The 17,954-nt window shown below is 42.6% G+C and carries 13 protein-coding genes and 2 rRNA genes (1 of these 15 cut by a window edge); 10 read left to right on the top strand and 5 right to left on the bottom strand.

Going from position 1 to position 17,954, the window contains the following annotated elements:
* Nucleotides 1-2,551, top strand: a 23S ribosomal RNA gene (locus AC3KVK_RS14950); it begins 333 nt to the left of the window's first position.
* 130 nt (nucleotides 2,552-2,681) lie between these two features.
* Nucleotides 2,682-2,796: ribosomal RNA gene (gene rrf / locus AC3KVK_RS14945) — 5S ribosomal RNA — on the top strand.
* Between the two features lie 438 nt (nucleotides 2,797-3,234).
* Here rrf and AC3KVK_RS14940 read toward each other — a convergent pair.
* Nucleotides 3,235-4,134, bottom strand: coding sequence for a DMT family transporter (locus AC3KVK_RS14940; RefSeq protein WP_490311672.1), 900 nt, complete (start codon nucleotides 4,132-4,134; stop codon nucleotides 3,235-3,237).
* Nucleotides 4,135-4,344: 210 nt separating this feature from the next.
* Between AC3KVK_RS14940 and AC3KVK_RS14935 the strand changes: the two genes are divergently transcribed.
* The 3 genes from AC3KVK_RS14935 (at nucleotide 4,345) to AC3KVK_RS14925 (ending at nucleotide 9,109) form a co-directional block, all read left to right on the top strand.
* Nucleotides 4,345-4,701: a hypothetical protein gene (locus AC3KVK_RS14935; protein ID WP_490311673.1), complete on the top strand. Its 357-nt coding sequence runs from the start codon at nucleotides 4,345-4,347 to the stop codon at nucleotides 4,699-4,701.
* A 70-nt stretch (nucleotides 4,702-4,771) separates the two neighbouring features.
* On the top strand, nucleotides 4,772-5,989 hold the full coding sequence (locus AC3KVK_RS14930) for an efflux RND transporter periplasmic adaptor subunit (RefSeq protein ID WP_490311674.1): 1,218 nt from the start codon (nucleotides 4,772-4,774) through the stop codon (nucleotides 5,987-5,989).
* Between the two features lie 9 nt (nucleotides 5,990-5,998).
* The gene (locus AC3KVK_RS14925; RefSeq protein ID WP_490311675.1) at nucleotides 5,999-9,109 is read left to right on the top strand and encodes an efflux RND transporter permease subunit; all 3,111 of its coding nucleotides are present in this window, start codon (nucleotides 5,999-6,001) and stop codon (nucleotides 9,107-9,109) included.
* 45 nt (nucleotides 9,110-9,154) lie between these two features.
* Here AC3KVK_RS14925 and AC3KVK_RS14920 read toward each other — a convergent pair whose 3' ends face one another.
* From AC3KVK_RS14920 to AC3KVK_RS14905, 4 genes are read right to left on the bottom strand one after another with little or no spacing between them, the layout of a single operon-like run.
* Nucleotides 9,155-9,967, bottom strand: coding sequence for a DUF4198 domain-containing protein (locus tag AC3KVK_RS14920; RefSeq protein WP_490311676.1), 813 nt, complete (start codon nucleotides 9,965-9,967; stop codon nucleotides 9,155-9,157).
* 8 nt (nucleotides 9,968-9,975) lie between these two features.
* Nucleotides 9,976-10,473, bottom strand: coding sequence for a DUF2271 domain-containing protein (locus AC3KVK_RS14915; RefSeq protein ID WP_490311677.1), 498 nt, complete (start codon nucleotides 10,471-10,473; stop codon nucleotides 9,976-9,978).
* Nucleotides 10,474-10,482: 9 nt separating this feature from the next.
* Entirely contained in the window at nucleotides 10,483-11,079 is a 597-nt protein-coding gene (locus tag AC3KVK_RS14910; protein ID WP_490311678.1) for a PepSY-associated TM helix domain-containing protein, read from the bottom strand.
* Between the two features lie 6 nt (nucleotides 11,080-11,085).
* Nucleotides 11,086-11,391 carry a winged helix-turn-helix domain-containing protein gene (locus AC3KVK_RS14905; protein WP_490311679.1) on the bottom strand — a complete coding sequence of 102 codons (306 nt, stop codon included), beginning with the start codon at nucleotides 11,389-11,391 and terminating at the stop codon, nucleotides 11,086-11,088.
* Nucleotides 11,392-11,673: 282 nt separating this feature from the next.
* Between AC3KVK_RS14905 and AC3KVK_RS14900 the strand changes: the two genes are divergently transcribed.
* From AC3KVK_RS14900 to leuD, 5 genes are all read left to right on the top strand, one after another.
* A complete protein-coding gene (locus tag AC3KVK_RS14900) occupies nucleotides 11,674-12,798 on the top strand; it encodes an EAL domain-containing protein (RefSeq protein ID WP_490311680.1) in 1,125 nt (374 codons plus the stop codon).
* A gap of 397 nt (nucleotides 12,799-13,195) precedes the next feature.
* On the top strand, nucleotides 13,196-14,743 hold the full coding sequence (gene leuA / locus AC3KVK_RS14895; RefSeq protein ID WP_490311681.1) for a 2-isopropylmalate synthase: 1,548 nt from the start codon (nucleotides 13,196-13,198) through the stop codon (nucleotides 14,741-14,743).
* Nucleotides 14,740-15,816, top strand: a complete 1,077-nt coding sequence (leuB, locus tag AC3KVK_RS14890) for a 3-isopropylmalate dehydrogenase (protein WP_490311682.1) — start codon at nucleotides 14,740-14,742, stop codon at nucleotides 15,814-15,816. Before leuA ends, leuB begins: the two co-directional genes overlap by 4 nt.
* 54 nt (nucleotides 15,817-15,870) lie before the next feature.
* The gene (gene leuC, locus AC3KVK_RS14885) at nucleotides 15,871-17,274 is read left to right on the top strand and encodes a 3-isopropylmalate dehydratase large subunit (RefSeq protein ID WP_490311683.1); all 1,404 of its coding nucleotides are present in this window, start codon (nucleotides 15,871-15,873) and stop codon (nucleotides 17,272-17,274) included.
* Entirely contained in the window at nucleotides 17,271-17,867 is a 597-nt protein-coding gene (leuD, locus tag AC3KVK_RS14880; protein WP_490311684.1) for a 3-isopropylmalate dehydratase small subunit, read from the top strand. Before leuC ends, leuD begins: the two co-directional genes overlap by 4 nt.
* Nucleotides 17,868-17,954 lie beyond the last annotated feature (87 nt).

The raw sequence follows: 17,954 nt of genomic DNA, 5'->3' as shown, positions 1-17,954 counted from the left end.
GAAAATCTATAGTAAGTGAAATCGAGTAGGTCGGGACACGTGTTATCTTGACTGAATATAGGGGGACCATCCTCTAAGGCTAAATACTCCCAACTGACCGATAGTGAACCAGTACCGTGAGGGAAAGGCGAAAAGAACCCCTGTGAGGGGAGTGAAATAGAACCTGAAACCGTGTACGTACAAGCAGTAGGAGCCTACTAGTTAGGTGACTGCGTACCTTTTGTATAATGGGTCAGCGACTTATATTTTGTAGCGAGGTTAACCAATTAGGGGAGCCGTAGGGAAACCGAGTCTTAACTGGGCGTATAGTTGCAAGGTATAGACCCGAAACCCGGTGATCTAGCCATGGGCAGGTTGAAGGTTGAGTAACATCAACTGGAGGACCGAACCCACTAACGTTGAAAAGTTAGGGGATGACTTGTGGCTAGGAGTGAAAGGCTAATCAAACCGGGAGATAGCTGGTTCTCCCCGAAATCTATTTAGGTAGAGCCTCGGACGAATACTTACGGGGGTAGAGCACTGTTAAGGCTAGGGGGTCATCCCGACTTACCAACCCTTTGCAAACTCCGAATACCGTAAAGTACTATCCGGGAGACACACGGCGGGTGCTAACGTCCGTCGTGAAGAGGGAAACAACCCAGACCGCCAGCTAAGGTCCCAAAGTGTATGTTAAGTGGGAAACGATGTGGAAAGGCCCAGACAGCCAGGAGGTTGGCTTAGAAGCAGCCATCCTTTAAAGAAAGCGTAATAGCTCACTGGTCGAGTCGGTCTGCGCGGAAGATGTAACGGGGCTAAACATACCACCGAAGCTGCGGCTGCGTACTTATGTATGCGGGGTAGGGGAGCGTTCTGTAAGCCGTTGAAGGTGAACCGGGAGGTTTGCTGGAGGTATCAGAAGTGCGAATGCTGACATGAGTAACGATAATGCGGGTGAAAAACCCGCACGCCGGAAGACCAAGGGTTCCTATCCCATGTTAATCAGGGTAGGGTGAGTCGACCCCTAAGGCGAGGCGGAAACGCGTAGTCGATGGGAAACGGGTTAATATTCCCGTACTCGGCATGAATGCGATGGGGAGACGGAGCAGGCTAGGCAAGCATGGCGTTGGTTGTCCATGTGAAAGTAAGTAGGTTGAGAACTTAGGCAAATCCGGGTTCTTAAGACTGAGATACGAGACGAGCTACTACGGTAGTGAAGTTGTTGATGCCATACTTCCAGGAAAATCCTCTAAGCTTCAGTTCATGCTGAATCGTACCCCAAACCGACACAGGTGGTCAGGTAGAGAATACTAAGGCGCTTGAGAGAACTCGGGTGAAGGAACTAGGCAAAATAGTACCGTAACTTCGGGAGAAGGTACGCTGCTGACGGTGATAGGACTTGCTCCTTAAGCTGTTGGCAGTCACAGTAACCAGGTGGCTGGGACTGTTTATTAAAAACACAGCACTGTGCAAAATCGAAAGATGACGTATACGGTGTGACACCTGCCCGGTGCCGGAAGGTTAATTGATGGGGTTATCTTCGGAGAAGCTCTTGATCGAAGCCCCGGTAAACGGCGGCCGTAACTATAACGGTCCTAAGGTAGCGAAATTCCTTGTCGGGTAAGTTCCGACCTGCACGAATGGTGTAACCATGGCCACGCTGTCTCCACCCGAGACTCAGTGAAATTGAAATCGCAGTGAAGATGCTGTGTACCCGCGGCTAGACGGAAAGACCCCGTGAACCTTTACTACAGCTTGGCACTGAACATTGAACCTACATGTGTAGGATAGGTGGGAGACTTTGAAGCAGCGACGCTAGTTGTTGTGGAGTCGTCCTTGAAATACCACCCTTGTAGTTTTGATGTTCTAACGTAGGCCCCTAATCGGGGTTGCGGACAGTGCCTGGTGGGTAGTTTGACTGGGGCGGTCTCCTCCCAAAGAGTAACGGAGGAGCACGAAGGTTTGCTAAGTACGGTCGGACATCGTACGGTTAGTGTAATGGTAGAAGCAAGCTTAACTGCGAGACGGACAAGTCGAGCAGGTACGAAAGTAGGTCATAGTGATCCGGTGGTTCTGAATGGAAGGGCCATCGCTCAACGGATAAAAGGTACTCCGGGGATAACAGGCTGATACCGCCCAAGAGTTCATATCGACGGCGGTGTTTGGCACCTCGATGTCGGCTCATCACATCCTGGGGCTGAAGTCGGTCCCAAGGGTATGGCTGTTCGCCATTTAAAGTGGTACGCGAGCTGGGTTTAGAACGTCGTGAGACAGTTCGGTCCCTATCTGCCGTGGGCGTTTGAGAATTGAGAGGGGCTGCTCCTAGTACGAGAGGACCGGAGTGGACGAACCGCTGGTGTTCGGGTTGTCATGCCAATGGCACTGCCCGGTAGCTACGTTCGGAATCGATAAGCGCTGAAAGCATCTAAGCGCGAAGCGAGCCTCGAGATGAGTTCTCACTTGGAGTTTAACTCCACTAAAGGGCCGTTGGAGACTACAACGTTGATAGGTAGGATGTGGAAGCGCTGCGAGGCGTTAAGCTAACCTATACTAATTACCCGTGAGGCTTAACCATACAACGCCAAAGTGGTTTGTATGAAGCACTGATGAATAAGCAAGAAGTTAGATAGACTGAAGTAGACAATTTTAAAATCAGCGTTCCGAATTTAGTTTTACGGCGAAAGCGGTAAAACGGCAAAATTTTGCTTGGTGACAATAGCGTTTTGGACCCACCTGATCCCATTCCGAACTCAGTAGTGAAACGAAACAGCGCCGATGGTAGTGTGGGATTACCCATGTGAGAGTAGGACATCGCCAGGCTCCTATTAAGAAAAGCCCGACTCATTGAGTCGGGCTTTTTGCTGTCTGCGTTTTTATTTTTGTAGAATGCAGCAGTTTAATCTTTAGATATTTTCAAGTGTACTGCAACAGTTTTTCAGCCTAAACCAATACTATATTAAACATGTTTATCTCTTATCAAAAGTTGTTAACTAAGGTGGATGTTGTATTGTTCAGCTTGATCCGCTAGTTAAAACCATTATAGGTTTGGTGAGTTTGCCCAGTGAGTGATTATTTATAGGCTAATGGTGTTTGAGCATCATGAATTCGAAGTAACGAGTCTAGCCCATGGAAAGATGGGTATTGGTAAAGCCAAACCAAGTAAATATTGCTGCGTGATACCGAACAAAAAACCTGATATGAAATCAGGTTTTTTGTTCGTATATAGTTTAAGTCTTCATTGTTACTAATAATTCTCGACTATAAGTTTTGTTTTGGTTTTTTTGTCGCTACTTTCTGAATGATCAAACCTGTGACGATGAGTGCGAGGCCAACTGGGGTGGTAGGGTGAATTTCTTCGCCTAAAAAAGTATAAATAAAGACTAGAGATAAAAATGGCGAGATAAAGATTAAGTTGCTCACTTTCGCAGTGTTTTCCGCCTTTTTCATCGCAATTAACCATAAAACAAATGTAATTCCCATTTCAAATAAACCGACATAAAGAGCCGCTAAAATGCCTGTTGTGCTTGGCATCAGCCAAGCAGATTGCCAACTCATTACTGCAGCAATTAAAGGTAGGCCAATTGTAAAACAGATAAATAGGCTGATAATTGGTTTATCGGTGTTTTTAGTATTAAAAATCCAATAGAGAGCCCAAAGCAATGTGCTTAAAAGTGCGAGTGAGACACCGAGCGGACTTTCAAAATTTAGTTCTGTAATTTGGCCTTTAGTACTAATGATAAGTACGCCAAAGTAAGCAAATACTAAGGATAGAATATCTGCTTTTCTAAGTTTTTGACCAAGTAATGGCACAGCTAAAATACTCAATGTAATAGCCCAAGTATAATTGAGTGCTTGAGCTTGTTGTGCGGGAAGTAGCTCATAGGCTTTAAATAAAATTAGATAATACAAAAAAGGGTTAATACTACCGAGTTTCAGGTATCGCCATGGATGAGCTTTGAATGAAGGCACTACTAATAAATATTGCTTTTCTTTAATCAAACAGCAAGCGAGAAAGCTCCAACTGAAGAATGATGCAAAAAAAAGCAATTGTAATGAGCTAAGTTCGCTTAATGCAAGTTTGAAAGCGGTCGCGACAGTTGACCAGAGTAATACAGCAGCTAAGCCATAATAAATCGCGTGACGTTGGTTTTTAATCATACTTGTTCGATTAAAGAATACACATATTTAAAAGGGCGCTCAAAATAGCATATTTAGCTATTAATGACAGTAAACAATATACAATTTTATTTACTGTTAGATTGCCCTTTATTGAATGCAGTTTTTCTAATTATGCTGAGTCTTTATGTTGCGAGATGTTGATTCAATCTTTACTGGTACAGCTATTAATATTGGCGTAGACTCGTGCTTATGAAGATTATTCAATATGTCATTTATTTTCTTGTCTCATTAAACATCGGCTTTGCTTCACCAGCAAGTGCTGAGGCACAAGGTTGCCCGATGAATCATGAAATGATGCAACAAGAACATGTAAAAGAGATGCCTACGTCGACTCATGACTGTTGCGATGAACTTCAGCTGCCTTTGATTAGCCATGATTGTGATGGTGACTGCGCGCAGTGCCAAACACATTGCCACATAACCTTCGTTATCTTGCCGGTAAATTTACAGCTTGATGGCATGCCGCATTTACAAGATCAACATCTCTACACCCTATTCCATTACCCGAAACCACAGCAAAGCTGGTTAATCCCCCCAATCACTTAATAAATATTTTTGCAAGGTCCCACCCATCCACCTAGTTAGGTGGTGTATTTTTATTTATTGAGAAAGTGAAATGAAATTATTTACATTAATCCTATTGGTGTTTTTGCCGACTTTAATTTGGGCTGATTCGACACAAGTTAAACCAGAAAACTTATTTAGTACCGTAAAAGAAAGCCATTATGTATGTCCAATGCATAGTCATATTGTTAAAACTCATCCGGGTAAATGCCCAATTTGCGGGATGGATCTCGTGCGAATAGACAACCAGACCGAAACTGATAGTAATGATGTGAGTGTCAGTGTATCTGGTCAGATGCAGCAAAGCATGGCGTTGACAACAGCGAAGGTGGTTAAAAGTACACTATGGCGTTACATTGAAACTTTTGGAGAAATTAACTATGACGAAAATGGAATTCATCACATTCATCCTCGTGCATCTGGCTGGATTGAAAATCTCCAAGTGAAGACATTAGGGGAGGAAATAAAGAAAGGCCAGCTGTTATACGAGATATACTCACCGGATTTGGTCGTTGCGCAAGATGATTATATTTCGATGTTTCAAAATCGCCAGCAAGTTACAGAGCAGTTAAAACAAAGAGGGCGTACACGCCTAAAATTATTGGGTATGGCGGACAAGCTTATCGACCAGCTCGAAACACGTAAACAATCTTTCTTTCAAGTACCCTATTATGCACCGTATGACGCTGTTGTTACAGAGTTGAGTATTGGTGAAGGAATGTTTGTTAAGCCTGAAAATCGCATGATGACGTTATCTGATTTGGATCGGGTATGGGTGCTCGCGGATGTTTTTGAACATCAAATGGATTGGGTTAAAACAGGAAAATGGGCTGAGTTTGATTTACCTGCCATCGATGTTTATGGTGCAGAGGGACAAATTGAATATATCTATCCAGCATTAGATGAAACAACACGTACATTGAAAGTCCGCTTGGCACTCGATAACTCCAATCATTTATTTAAACCTGCAATGATCGCTAATGTTCGTATTTATGGTGGGCCTAAAAAAGATGTATTAAACATTCCAGTAGAAGCGCTAATTAGAACAGAAAAACAAAACCGAGTGATTGTAAAAACATCAGACACGGGTTTTAGTGCTGTTGAGGTAGCAATAGGAATGATCACCCAGGGGCGAGCTCAAGTGATTTCAGGGTTAAAGGAAGGGGATGAAGTCGTGACTTCTGGTCAATTCTTAATTGATTCTGAAGCCAATATTCGCTCAACCATTTTTAAGATGAGCACACCAGCCCCCACCGCGCATCAGCATTAAGGACTACCAATGATTCAATCAATTATTAGCTTAAGTTTAAAGCATAAAATGTTGGTCGTCTTGCTTGCGATATTAAGTGTGGTACTGGGGGTTAAAGCCATTAAAGATACTCCACTTGATGCTATTCCTGATTTATCTGATATACAAGTTATCGTAAAAACGAGCTTTCCTGGGCAGGCAGCACAAATCGTTGAGCAGCAGGTCACGTTTCCACTAGCAAGTAGCTTAATGGCGGTTCCAAAAGCGAAAACCGTTAGAGGGTTTTCGTTTTTCGGTGATTCATATGTCTATATTATTTTTGAAGATGATACCGATTTATACTGGGCACGTTCGCGTGTGTTGGAATATTTGAATCAAGTCTCGGCAAAATTGCCTCAAGGGGCTAAACCTGTACTCGGGCCAGATGCATCCGGGGTTGGCTGGATTTATCAATACGCACTTAAAGATACCAGTGGTCAACATCATCTGGCAGATTTAAAAGCATTGCAAGACTGGTTCATTAAGTTTGAATTGCAATCAGTGGCTGGTGTCAGCGAAGTGGCGACTGTTGGCGGAATGGAAAACACTTATCAAATAGTGATCGAACCTCGAAGATTGATGCAATATGGTTTGACTTTAAGCCGAGTAAAGCAAGCTGTAGAGCAAGCAAACCAAGAAGTCGGAGGCTCAGTATTAGAAATGGCTGAAGCTGAGTATATGGTTCGTAGTCAAGGTTATTTAAAGTCACTTAACGACTTTAAAAAAATTCCATTAGGCCTAATGAGTGAGCAAGGAACCCCATTATTGCTAGAGCATGTCGCCACGATTCGGATGGGGCCACAAATGCGCAGGGGAATTGCTGAACTCAATGGTGAGGGCGAAGTTGTTGGTGGAATAGTCGTCATGCGTCATGGCGAAAATGCGCTGAAGACGATTGCAGCAGTTAAACTAAAATTGGCCTCACTGCAAGCTAGTTTGCCAAAGGGGGTTGAGCTGGTGCCTGTGTACGATCGTAGCTTATTGATAGAGCGTTCTGTCGACACACTCAAAACCAAATTGATAGAAGAAATTATTGTCGTTGTACTTGTTTGCTTTATTTTTTTGCTTCATGTGCGCTCGACACTTGTCGCGGCTATTTGTTTACCTATTGCAGTGTTGTTAGGGTTTCTTGCAATGCGTGCGATGGGCATTAATGCCAATATCATGAGCTTAGGAGGCATAGCAATTGCTATCGGTGCTTTAGTCGATGCAGCCATTGTCATGGTTGAAAATTTACACAAACACTTAGATGAGCATCAACAGCAGTATGGTCAGCCAGCTAAGGGGGTTGTGCATTGGCAGTTAGTAAAAAATGCTTCGCTTGAAGTGGGGCCGGCTTTATTTTTATCGTTGCTGTTAATTACCTTGAGCTTTATTCCGGTGTTTTCATTGGAGGCTCAAGAAGGAAAGTTATTTGCGCCTTTGGCTTACACAAAAACCTTCGTGATGGCCGCTGCCGCTTTATTATCAATTACGTTTGTTCCAGTCTTAATGGGTTATTTAGTTACAGGTAAAATTCCTAAAGAAACCAGTAATCCAGTTAATAGGATACTTATTTTTCTTTACAAACCTGTGTTAAGAGCTTGTTTAAAAGCGCCTAGGCTAGTTGTGTTATTTGCAATTTTGATTGCTATTTCTAGTTATTATCCCATCTCTAAAATGGGTTCTGAGTTTATGCCTGAGCTTGAAGAAGGCGATTTATTGTATATGCCGACGACTTTACCTGGAATTTCAATTGCCGAAGCCGGGGAAATTTTACAACAAACCGATCGGCTAATAAAAACCCAGCCAGAAGTGGCGAGTGTATTTGGGAAGGTCGGTCGAGCAGAAACGGCCACTGATCCAGCGCCACTCACTATGCTTGAGACGACGATTGCGCTAAAGCCAAAGTCTCAATGGCGAGAAGGGATGACACTCGACAAAATAATTGAGGAGCTCGAGAATAAAATTACGTTTCCAGGATTAACCAATGCTTGGGTTCAACCGATCAAAACCCGTATTGATATGCTCTCAACAGGGGTTAAAACTCCTGTAGGTATAAAAATATCAGGGCAAGATATTGCCCAAATAGAAGCAATAGGGCAGAAAATTGAAGGCATATTATCGCCATTAGTCGGTACTCGTTCTGTCTACTCGGAGCGTTCACAGTCGGGCCGCTATATCGATATTATGCCAAGAAGATCAGATGCAGCGAAATATGGTTTAAGCATCAACGATATTCAGCAAGTCATAAAATATGCGCTGGGTGGCGGAAATATTGGTGAGGTGATTCAAGGTTCAGAACGATACCCAATCAATTTACGTTATCCGAGGCGATATCGAGATCAGTTAGAAAATCTAGCCCGTTTGCCCTTTGTAACACCAACGGGAGCGTGGGTGACACTTGATCAAATTGCAGATATCGCAATTAAAGAAGGCCCGGCAATGATTAAAAGCGAAAATGGTCGGCCAATCGCATGGACATTTATCGATTTAGCCCCAAATGTGGTGATTGGCGAATATATTGAGAGTGCACAGCTTTTACTGGATGAGCAGCTCGAGTTGCCAGCAAAATACACCATTTCATTTGCAGGGCAATTTGAATATATGCAGCGTGTTGAAGCGAAGCTTCACTATGTAGTGCCGATAACTTTGTTGATTATTTTTGTGATTCTACATCTGGCTTTTTCATCGGTAGCACAAGCGATGTTAGTGATGCTGACTTTGCCTGTGGCTCTTGCTGGATCAGTGTGGTTTGTATATTACTTGGACTATCAGTTTTCCGTAGCTTTAGCGGTCGGTATGATCGCGCTTGCTGGAGTTGCGGCTGAGTTTGGTGTGGTTATGTTGATTTATCTGAATCAGGCGATGAAACAGCATTCATCTGATATCACAACGGCCATTGAAGTCGGAGCAGTGCAACGAGTCCGGCCAAAAGCAATGACAGTCATCACGATAGTCGTCGGATTGTTGCCTATTATGTTAGGAGTGGGAACTGGTAATGAAGTGATGCAAAAAATAGCTGCGCCAATGATTGGTGGGATGATTCTGAGTCCGCTTATCTCTATGCTGCTCATTCCTGCGGTCTTTTATTTACTTTATCGCTCACCTTCGAGCAAATAAATGCATTTAGCCAGCTCATTGCAGAGCTGGCTAAATGCGCTTGGATTATTCTAAACCGACTGCAAAAGTTAAGAAGATAGAGCTACCTAGCTCATCGACTTCTTGATTGTTATCGAACTTAATGCTGTGCTCTGCGTGAAGTAAGTAACGTCCGGCTTCAACAGGAGTAAACTGCACCATGCCTTGCGCGTCAGATTTTAATGATATTTTGTTAAGTTGATTGCGGTAAAGTGTGCCGTCAGCAACGATTTCAACTTCTAAATCCTCTACCGGCTCACCATTGTAAGTGAATTTTAAAATCGTAGGTTCATTTTGCACAATATCAGCTGGATGTGTGATCGGTGTGAGCTCGAGGTATTGACCTGAAGGTGCTAATGTATTGCGCGTAGCGCGGTTAAGCGTGACATAAGTTTCAACTCGAGATACAAACTGTTTGGTATAAAAATCATAGGCACCTTTAGGGGCCTCAGCTTGCGTCGTCGCTTTATCTGCTCTTTGGCGTTTAACACCTTCCTCACCTTTTACTTTGTAGCGAGTAAAGCTGCCAGCTTTAACCGGATATTCAAACTTATACGTACCATCGTCGGTAAGTTGATAATCAAATACAGATTTGCGTTTAGCGGTGTAAATAGATGCAGGCTTATCTGTTTTACCGTTTGGCGTTTGAATGATTACCGCATCAGCAGAGAAAGGTTTATCGTATTCAAAAATTTGATTACTTGCACTTGTGTCGGAGGTCACCCATACCGATCCTTTATCTGATGAAACGTTAAAGTGACTCGGCAAAATCCAGCGATCATGCGCGTTTGCTTGGCTGCTAATCAGAACGAATAGGGGTAAAATTAAAGACTTTTTCATGGGGATCCTTATTGATAGGTAAGTGTGATAGTGCCAGTTTCAGCAGTGGGTGAAATTTGAGCATTAAAAGGTTTATTGAGAGTAAATGGGTATTTGACTAAGTTTCGCCCACCGTGTTCTCTAACAACTTCTACAAGTAATGTATAATCGCCTGGTTTAAGTGGGCTGAGATCTTGCGATAAACCATTCCATGACAATTGGTATTGGCCTGCAGGGCGAGTTGCAGATGTCATTGCATCAACTAGTGCCTTGTCATCACGTCCAGCTTTTCGCCACCATCTGCGAATATCTTTAAGCCATTTAAAGCCTTTATCTTCTCGCCAGAGTGCAACTGTGGCTTGATGTTTTGCTTGGCTGTCTTCTACCCAAACTGCGACATAAGGGCGGTGATATTGCCCTTGTGTAATTTCAGGTAAGGTCAGGTCGATGTTCATTTGCATGGCGCTGTTGGCATGAAAACTCATACCTAAACACCAAAAAAAGATTAACGAGAGTGAGGGTTTCATGTTGATTTCCTAAGGGGTAAAAATAAAGAAAATTGCTACGCAGCAACCAGAAGCCAAGCTCATGTAAAAAAGAGATTTCTTCATTCTTCGTTGCTGGGGGATCAAAAGTAATGCGCCAGTAATTGAAAATAACAGCATAAGTACTGCTGAAATATCTAAGACCCAAGACCATACAATACCGCTGTTCCGTCCTTTGTGCAGATCGTTAAGAATAGCGATAGCACCGTAATCTATAGACTCAAAATAACTTTCACCTTCTACTAAATCGATTAAAAGCGATTTGTAAGTGCCCGGGCCCTTATGGACTAAAGAAATTTCTTCGTCACTAATTTCGGCTTTACTAAAATCCATATTGAACGTACTGGCCACATAATGCGACAGCGCTAGAGGTTGCTCTATCGCTGGTAAAGACACTAAATATGCTGGCAAAGACACTTGCTTTGTATGAGTGACACCATCACTGTTAAACCACTGTGGGTGATTGAGAGTAATGCCTGTGATTGCAAAAAAGATCATCATCATTAACAGCGCCATCGAAACATAAACATGAATAGCACGCAAAAGGGTCAGTGTTTTTTTACTGAGTTTAAATTTGTTTTTGGACATGTAGGTTTAGCTTCTTGGGTTGAAATGCGTGTGTTGCTCAATGGTTAGGCTGTATCCAATTCCTCTGATGGTTTTAATTATTCCTTTTTCAATTCCTTCGGCAGCCAATTTTTTGCGAATGTTCGAAATGTGCATGTCTAAATTGCGATCTAAAAGATTGAATTCTTTTTCAAGCACGCGCTTTTGTAAGACAGCCTTACTGACAACATTGTTTTTGTTGGCAATCAAGCAATCAAGCAATCGTGATTCTGTTAGGGTGAAAGGACATTGCTGCAGCTTAGCTAAGGTGTGCAATGTAAAATTATCCTGCATGATAATCTAACTGATAATTATTTTTATTTGATTGTATTGTTTTTTATATGTAATTGCATGCATTTTTTTATTTTAAATTTAAAAAACTCACTCTAAATTTCTGCAAACAGTTCTAAATTGAGAAAATGAAAGGTGTTATTAACCAACTGATTTTATTTAATTTATTTCATTAGGGCTTTTAAATGTCAATCGGCGCGAAAATCGCCATACATATCCACTAGAAATCAGGTCAAGATCTGCTAAGCCTAAAGGAGGAAACTTTATCAATTACGGGTGATAAAAATGAGTAAGCACAATCAAAATAAGGGAATTTTGGTCTGCGATAGTGACGCTGTGAGCTTAAATAATACAGTGAAATGCTTGCATTATATTTGGTCCGGGCATATCGAACAGTCAACAACACTATTGCGTGCACAAGAAGTGCTTGCAAACCATGAACAGTTGATTGATATCTTTATTGTCGCTTTGGCCGAGTTTGCTCATATCGATTTGGCTAGTTGGCTGTTAGGTACAGGTTTCAAAGGTCATTTGGTATTGATTAAAAATGAAGATGACACTTTGCCTAGTTTTATACCAAGTGAACAACTGACCACGTTACAGCGGCCTGTTAAATTAACAGACTTTACAAAAACGTGCGCAATAGAGGCCAGTTGCCGATCAGATAAAGCATTTGATGCATCTTTTTTGACTGAGTTACTTAGCAGGCGCGATGCATTGTCAATCGAGTTCCAACCACAATATTTAGCTAGAAGTGAAAAATTATGGGGGTTTGAGTGTTTGACGCGTTTTCAACACAACGGGCAAAAATTTGATACTAAAAAAGTCATCGATGCTTTAGAGCTACATGGTTTAATGGATAAATTTAGCCAAGTGTTTTTTAAACGTTTAACCGAGGTTTTACCTGCCTTTACACAAACTCGGCTGTCGCTGAATTTATCGCTTTATAATATTGAAAAGTATGATTTGTTGGGGGTGGTTCAGAAAATGCTCAGTGAAACGAACATTTCAGCAGATAAAATAACATTAGAATTTAACGCCTCGGCTTATTTTTCTTCATCTGCTCAGGCTATTACATTGCTATGTGAGTTAAAAGCATTGGGGTTTGATATGGCTATTGATGGTTATGAAGGTGATTTAAACAATCTTAAAGGCCTTCCCTTAATGATTGATGAAGTGAAGTTATCGGTCAGCCATGCGAGAAAAACAACAGGGGGGTTTGTGCTGCCTGATTTAGATAATATTATCCCCATCTCAAAAAATATAGGAACGCGCATCGTTTTTGCAGAGATAGAGCAATATCAACAATTTAAACGAGCACAAAAAATGTCTTCGGAAGCCATTTTACAAGGGTATTATCTGGCTCCACCTGTCGGCTTAAATGAGGTCGCAGAGCTACAGATACATTAACATTCGATGACTATTTAAACTTTAATTGTTAAAACTAAGTTTTGTCATTCACATGACGTATCGTTCATATCCAAGCTAATATAAATTACGGCTTGGATAAATAATCCTAAATCAGCAGGTTTTTTGGCTGTTATTTGTTATTTGTTTCATTGTTAAGTTATTTATTTGAATTTTTTATGCTTGATTTGCGGTTCTTTGAGTGTTAAAAAGTAAGCATATTATTTAAAGAATACTAATCGCAATGCACATTAAGCAATTAAACATACTAAAAATTGAACTCTTACTCCTACATACCGGGACTGGGGTTTAATTGTATTTGCATTGAGAAAAATACGTTAAAAACCCCGCTCAAGTCGGGGTTTTTTTATGCCTAATGAAAGTTAGATAGGATTAAGTTATGAGCGACAAAGTATGGATTTTTGACACCACTTTAAGAGATGGTGAGCAAGCGTTAAAAGCAAGTTTAACTGAAGATGATAAATTACAGCTCGCTCATACCATCAGCAGACTCAATGTTGATGTAATGGAAGTGGGCTTCCCAGTTTCAAGTCCTGCCGACTTTCGGTCTGTGCAGAGAATTGCCACCGAAGTGAAAGGCCCCATTATTTGTGGTTTGGCACGGGCGGTTGCTAAAGATATCGAAGCTTGTGGTGAGGCGTTACGTCCAGCAGAGCAAAGTCGTATTCATACTTTTATTGCCACCAGTCCACTTCATCTAGAGCATAAGTTACGCATGAGCTTAGATCAGGCGACTGAAATGGCGGTGAAGTCGATTAAATTGGCGCGAAACTATACCGATGATGTTGAGTTTTCGTGTGAGGATGCAGGGCGTACACCACATGGTGACTTATGCCGCATCGTTGAGCAAGCGATCAAAGCTGGTGCATCGACCATCAATCTACCAGATACAGTGGGTTATGTGACACCAGATGAATATGCAGCGATGATCCACCATTTGATGAACAATGTGCCAAATATCGATCAAGCACGCCTCAGTGTACATTGCCATAACGATCTAGGTTTAGCGGTTGCTAATTCAATTGCAGCGGTACAAGCCGGAGCGCGTCAAATTGAATGTACCGTCAATGGGATTGGTGAGCGAGCGGGTAATTGCTCAATGGAAGAAGTGGCGATGATCTTAAAAATGCGCCAAGACCATTTGAATTTATACACCAATATTAACTCCGAAGAAATTTATCGTGCTTCGCGCCAAGTTAGCCAAATTTGTAATATGCCGGTGCAGCCAAATAAAGCCATAGTTGGCGAGAATGCGTTTGCGCATAGTTCAGGCATTCATCAAGATGGCGTGCTCAAAGCGCAAAACACCTATGAAATTATGTCGCCAGAAACGGTCGGTGTACCAAGTAATCAACTGAATATGACCTCACGCTCTGGTCGCCATGTAATTCAACATCGTTTGAGTGAGTTAGGTTATCAGTCGGGTGATTACGATATTGAAAGTTTGTATGAAAGTTTTTTAGCCTTAGCTGACCAAAAAGGCACAGTCTATGACTATGACTTAGAAGCAATGATCCATTTCAATAAGATCACTGATAAAGATGATCACTATCAATTGGATTTTGTTAATTCCACTTCAAACTCTCAATCAGTCGCCAGCAGCACCGTAGGGTTAAGTATTGGTGGCGAACAAACTTCTGAAGCTGCGACAGGTAATGGGCCCGTCGAAGCCTCTTATAAAGCAATCAAGCGGATCACTGGCATGGATATCGAAGTGATTGAATATAACTTAGATGCAACGGGTGCGGGTGAAAGCTCTTTAGGTCAAGTCGATGTGATTGCAAAGTTTGATGGCAAGCTTTATCACGGTGCTGGTTTAGCCGCTGATATTGTTGAAGCTTCAGTGCGCGCTATGGTGCGAGTATGTAACTTAATTTATCGGGCACAGCAAGTGTCAGATATCAAACAACAAAGGAAAGCAGGATGAGTCAATCAAATTATAATGTCGCTGTACTAGCCGGTGATGGTATCGGCCCTGAAGTAATGGCTGCGGCGAATCAAGTACTTGATGCTGTGTGTGATAAATTTGGTTTTTCTTTAAACCGTACCGCACATGCCATTGGCGGTGCTGCGATTGACCAGTTTGGTCAAGCTTTACCTCAAGAAACACTGCTAGCATGTGAGCAGGCCGATGCCATTTTGTTTGGCTCAGTAGGGGGCCCTAAATGGGAAAATTTACCGCCCGCTGAGCAGCCAGAGCGTGCTTCTCTTTTACCATTGCGTAAACATTTTGGCTTATTTTGTAATTTACGACCTGCGCAATTATTGCCTGCATTAAGTGCTGCTTCTCCGCTTCGAGCTGATATTAGCGAACAAGGCTTTGATATTTTATGTGTTAGAGAATTGACCGGTGGTATCTATTTTGGCGAAAAGGGTCGCAGTGGAGAGGGAGAGGCTGAAGCGGCGTTCGATACTCAAACTTATTCGCGCAAAGAAATCGCACGTATCGCACATTTTGCTTTTAAAGCAGCGCGTTTACGCGGTAATAAAGTCACCTCTGTGGATAAAGCGAATGTCTTAGCATCGAGTGTACTTTGGCGTGAAGTGGTGACTGAAATCGCACCACAATACCCAGACGTTACTTTAGATTATATTTATGTCGATAACGCGGCCATGCAGCTTGTTAAAAACCCAGCTCAATTTGACGTATTACTGTGCGATAACTTATTTGGCGATATCCTGTCTGATGAATGCGCCATGATCACTGGTTCTATGGGATTACTGCCATCGGCCAGTTTGAATGAATCAGGTTTTGGTTTATACGAGCCTGCAGGCGGATCAGCGCCAGACATTGCGGGTAAAGGAATCGCAAATCCGATAGCGCAAATTCTCAGTGCTGCATTAATGCTACGTTATTCACTAAAGCAAGAAGAAGCCGCGCGCACCATTGAAAAAGCAGTCGCAGAAGCCGTTGCGGCAGGGGTAGGCACGCCAGATATTTACCCACAAGCAGGTTACACCACATCAGATGTTGCAGCAGCAATTGTGGCTCGTATTTAAATTCATTTAGTAGCACTCACCGTCACCGAGTGCCGCGTTAAAGAGGTAAGCATTGTGGCTCACACTTTATATGACAAAATTTGGCAAGCACATAAAATAGCAGCGATTAATGAACAAACAGATTTGCTGTATGTCGATCGCCACTTAGTACACGAAGTAACATCACCGCAAGCATTTGCGGGCTTAAGAGAAAAAAAACGACTCGTTCGTCGTCCAGATAAAACCTTTGCTACGATGGACCACAACATCTCGACGAAAGAGCGTTCACTGGCCGCAGCCAGTAAAGTTGCGCAAAATCAGTTGAATGCGTTGACCGAAAATTGTAAAGAGTTTGGCGTGCCTTTATACGATTTGAACTCAATTAATCAAGGGATAGTACATGTAATGGGCCCAGAGCAAGGGATCACACTACCTGGTACAACGATTGTATGTGGTGATAGTCATACCTCTACCCACGGTGCATTTGGTGCGTTGGCTCATGGTATTGGCACATCGGAAGTGGAGCATGTATTGGCCACTCAAACGCTACAGCAGAAAAAAGCCCGCTCATTAAAAATTCAAATTAATGGTTCTTTAAAGCCCACAGTCACAGCAAAAGATTTAATTATGGCTGTCATTGGTCGATTAGGCACGGCTGGTGGTAATGGTTACGTTGCTGAGTTTTGTGGTCAAGCTATTCGTGAGTTGTCGATGGAAGCGCGCATGACCTTATGCAATATGAGTATCGAGATGGGCGCCAAAGCCGGGTTAATTGCCCCCGATCAAATTACCTATGATTATTTAGAAGGTCGGCCATTTGCACCCAAAGGTACGGATTGGCATGCAGCGGTTGCTTATTGGCAAACTCTAAAATCAGACGATGATGCAGAGTTTGATCATGTAGTGGAATTTGAAGCTTGTGAGATCCAGCCTCAAATCACCTGGGGGACGAGTCCGGAGCAAGTGATTGGTGTGGATGGCATTATTCCAGATCCAACTTTAGAGCCTGATTTGATTAAAGCTGATGCGATTCGTCGTGCGTTAGCGTATATGGATTTAACGCCTGGGCAAAAAATATCAGATGTAAAAGTTGATACCGTATTTATTGGTTCATGTACTAATAGCCGCATTGAAGACTTACGAGCCGCAGCTGCGATTGTGCAAGGAAAGCAAGTTGTAAATGGCATTGAAGCACTGATTGTGCCGGGCTCGGGTTTAGTTAAAAAACAAGCCGAAGAGGAAGGGTTAGCCGATATTTTTAAAGCCGCAGGGTTTGAGTGGCGCGAACCGGGGTGCTCGATGTGTCTGGCAATGAACGATGATCGACTGGAAGCCGGTAAACGTTGTGCGTCTACCTCAAATCGTAATTTTGAAGGGCGTCAAGGTCGCGGTGGTCGTACGCATTTAGTTAGTCCAGCCATGGCTGCCGCAGCAGCTGTATATGGGCACTTTGTTGACATTAGAGGAGAGGCGTCATGAGCGTATTTCATCAAGGTTTATTAGCACCTTTAGATAAAAATAATGTCGATACCGACCAAATTATTCCAAAGCAGTTTTTAACTTCGACTAGTCGTGATGGATTTGACAAGGCACTGTTTTATGATTGGCGCTACCTAGATAATGGCGCGCTCAACCCTGAATTCATTCTAAATGAACGCCGTTATCAAGGAGCGAGTGTCTTACTAACTCGCGATAATTTTGGCTGTGGTTCTTCTCGTGAACATGCGCCTTGGGCATTAAAACAATATGGTTTTGAAGTCATCTTGGCTGAGAGCTTTGCTGATATTTTCTTCAACAATTGTGCTAATAATCAAATGCTCGCAATTGCTTTACCGTGTGAAGTGCTTGATCAGCTCTTTGCATTAGCACAGCAGCAAGAACTACACATTGATGTCGACTTAGCCGCGCAAACATTAAGAAGTGCTGCGTTTGCTGATATTCATTTTGAAGTGCGAGCCGATATTAAGGAGCGCCTGTTAAGTGGCTTGGATTTTATTGGTGTGACAGAAACTCTGAATGCTCATATTCAGCAATTTGAAGATCAGCTTAAACGTGATCGCCCTTGGCAGTAATTCGCACATATTAAAATAGTTTGTTAAGTTAAAAGGCCGAGTTATTATACTCGGCCTTTTTTGTTTTAACCGAGTTACCCGAGGTGG

The sequence above is a fragment of the Pseudoalteromonas sp. J2K-J979 genome (genome assembly GCF_058169715.2).
The sequence above is the reverse complement of the archived record's forward strand: the minus strand, read 5'-3'. Positions and strand labels throughout refer to the sequence as shown.

Excerpts from the sequence above, each read along its gene's own strand:
- AC3KVK_RS14940 (WP_490311672.1), bottom strand. The coding sequence starts at position 4,134 with ATGATTAAAAACCAACGTCACGCGATTTATTATGGCTTAGCTGCTGTA.
- AC3KVK_RS14935 (WP_490311673.1), top strand. The coding sequence starts at position 4,345 with ATGAAGATTATTCAATATGTCATTTATTTTCTTGTCTCATTAAACATC.
- AC3KVK_RS14930 (WP_490311674.1), top strand. The coding sequence starts at position 4,772 with ATGAAATTATTTACATTAATCCTATTGGTGTTTTTGCCGACTTTAATT.
- AC3KVK_RS14925 (WP_490311675.1), top strand. The coding sequence starts at position 5,999 with ATGATTCAATCAATTATTAGCTTAAGTTTAAAGCATAAAATGTTGGTC.
- AC3KVK_RS14920 (WP_490311676.1), bottom strand. The coding sequence starts at position 9,967 with ATGAAAAAGTCTTTAATTTTACCCCTATTCGTTCTGATTAGCAGCCAA.
- AC3KVK_RS14915 (WP_490311677.1), bottom strand. The coding sequence starts at position 10,473 with ATGAAACCCTCACTCTCGTTAATCTTTTTTTGGTGTTTAGGTATGAGT.
- AC3KVK_RS14910 (WP_490311678.1), bottom strand. The coding sequence starts at position 11,079 with ATGTCCAAAAACAAATTTAAACTCAGTAAAAAAACACTGACCCTTTTG.
- AC3KVK_RS14905 (WP_490311679.1), bottom strand. The coding sequence starts at position 11,391 with ATGCAGGATAATTTTACATTGCACACCTTAGCTAAGCTGCAGCAATGT.
- AC3KVK_RS14900 (WP_490311680.1), top strand. The coding sequence starts at position 11,674 with ATGAGTAAGCACAATCAAAATAAGGGAATTTTGGTCTGCGATAGTGAC.
- leuA (WP_490311681.1), top strand. The coding sequence starts at position 13,196 with ATGAGCGACAAAGTATGGATTTTTGACACCACTTTAAGAGATGGTGAG.
- leuB (WP_490311682.1), top strand. The coding sequence starts at position 14,740 with ATGAGTCAATCAAATTATAATGTCGCTGTACTAGCCGGTGATGGTATC.
- leuD (WP_490311684.1), top strand. The coding sequence starts at position 17,271 with ATGAGCGTATTTCATCAAGGTTTATTAGCACCTTTAGATAAAAATAAT.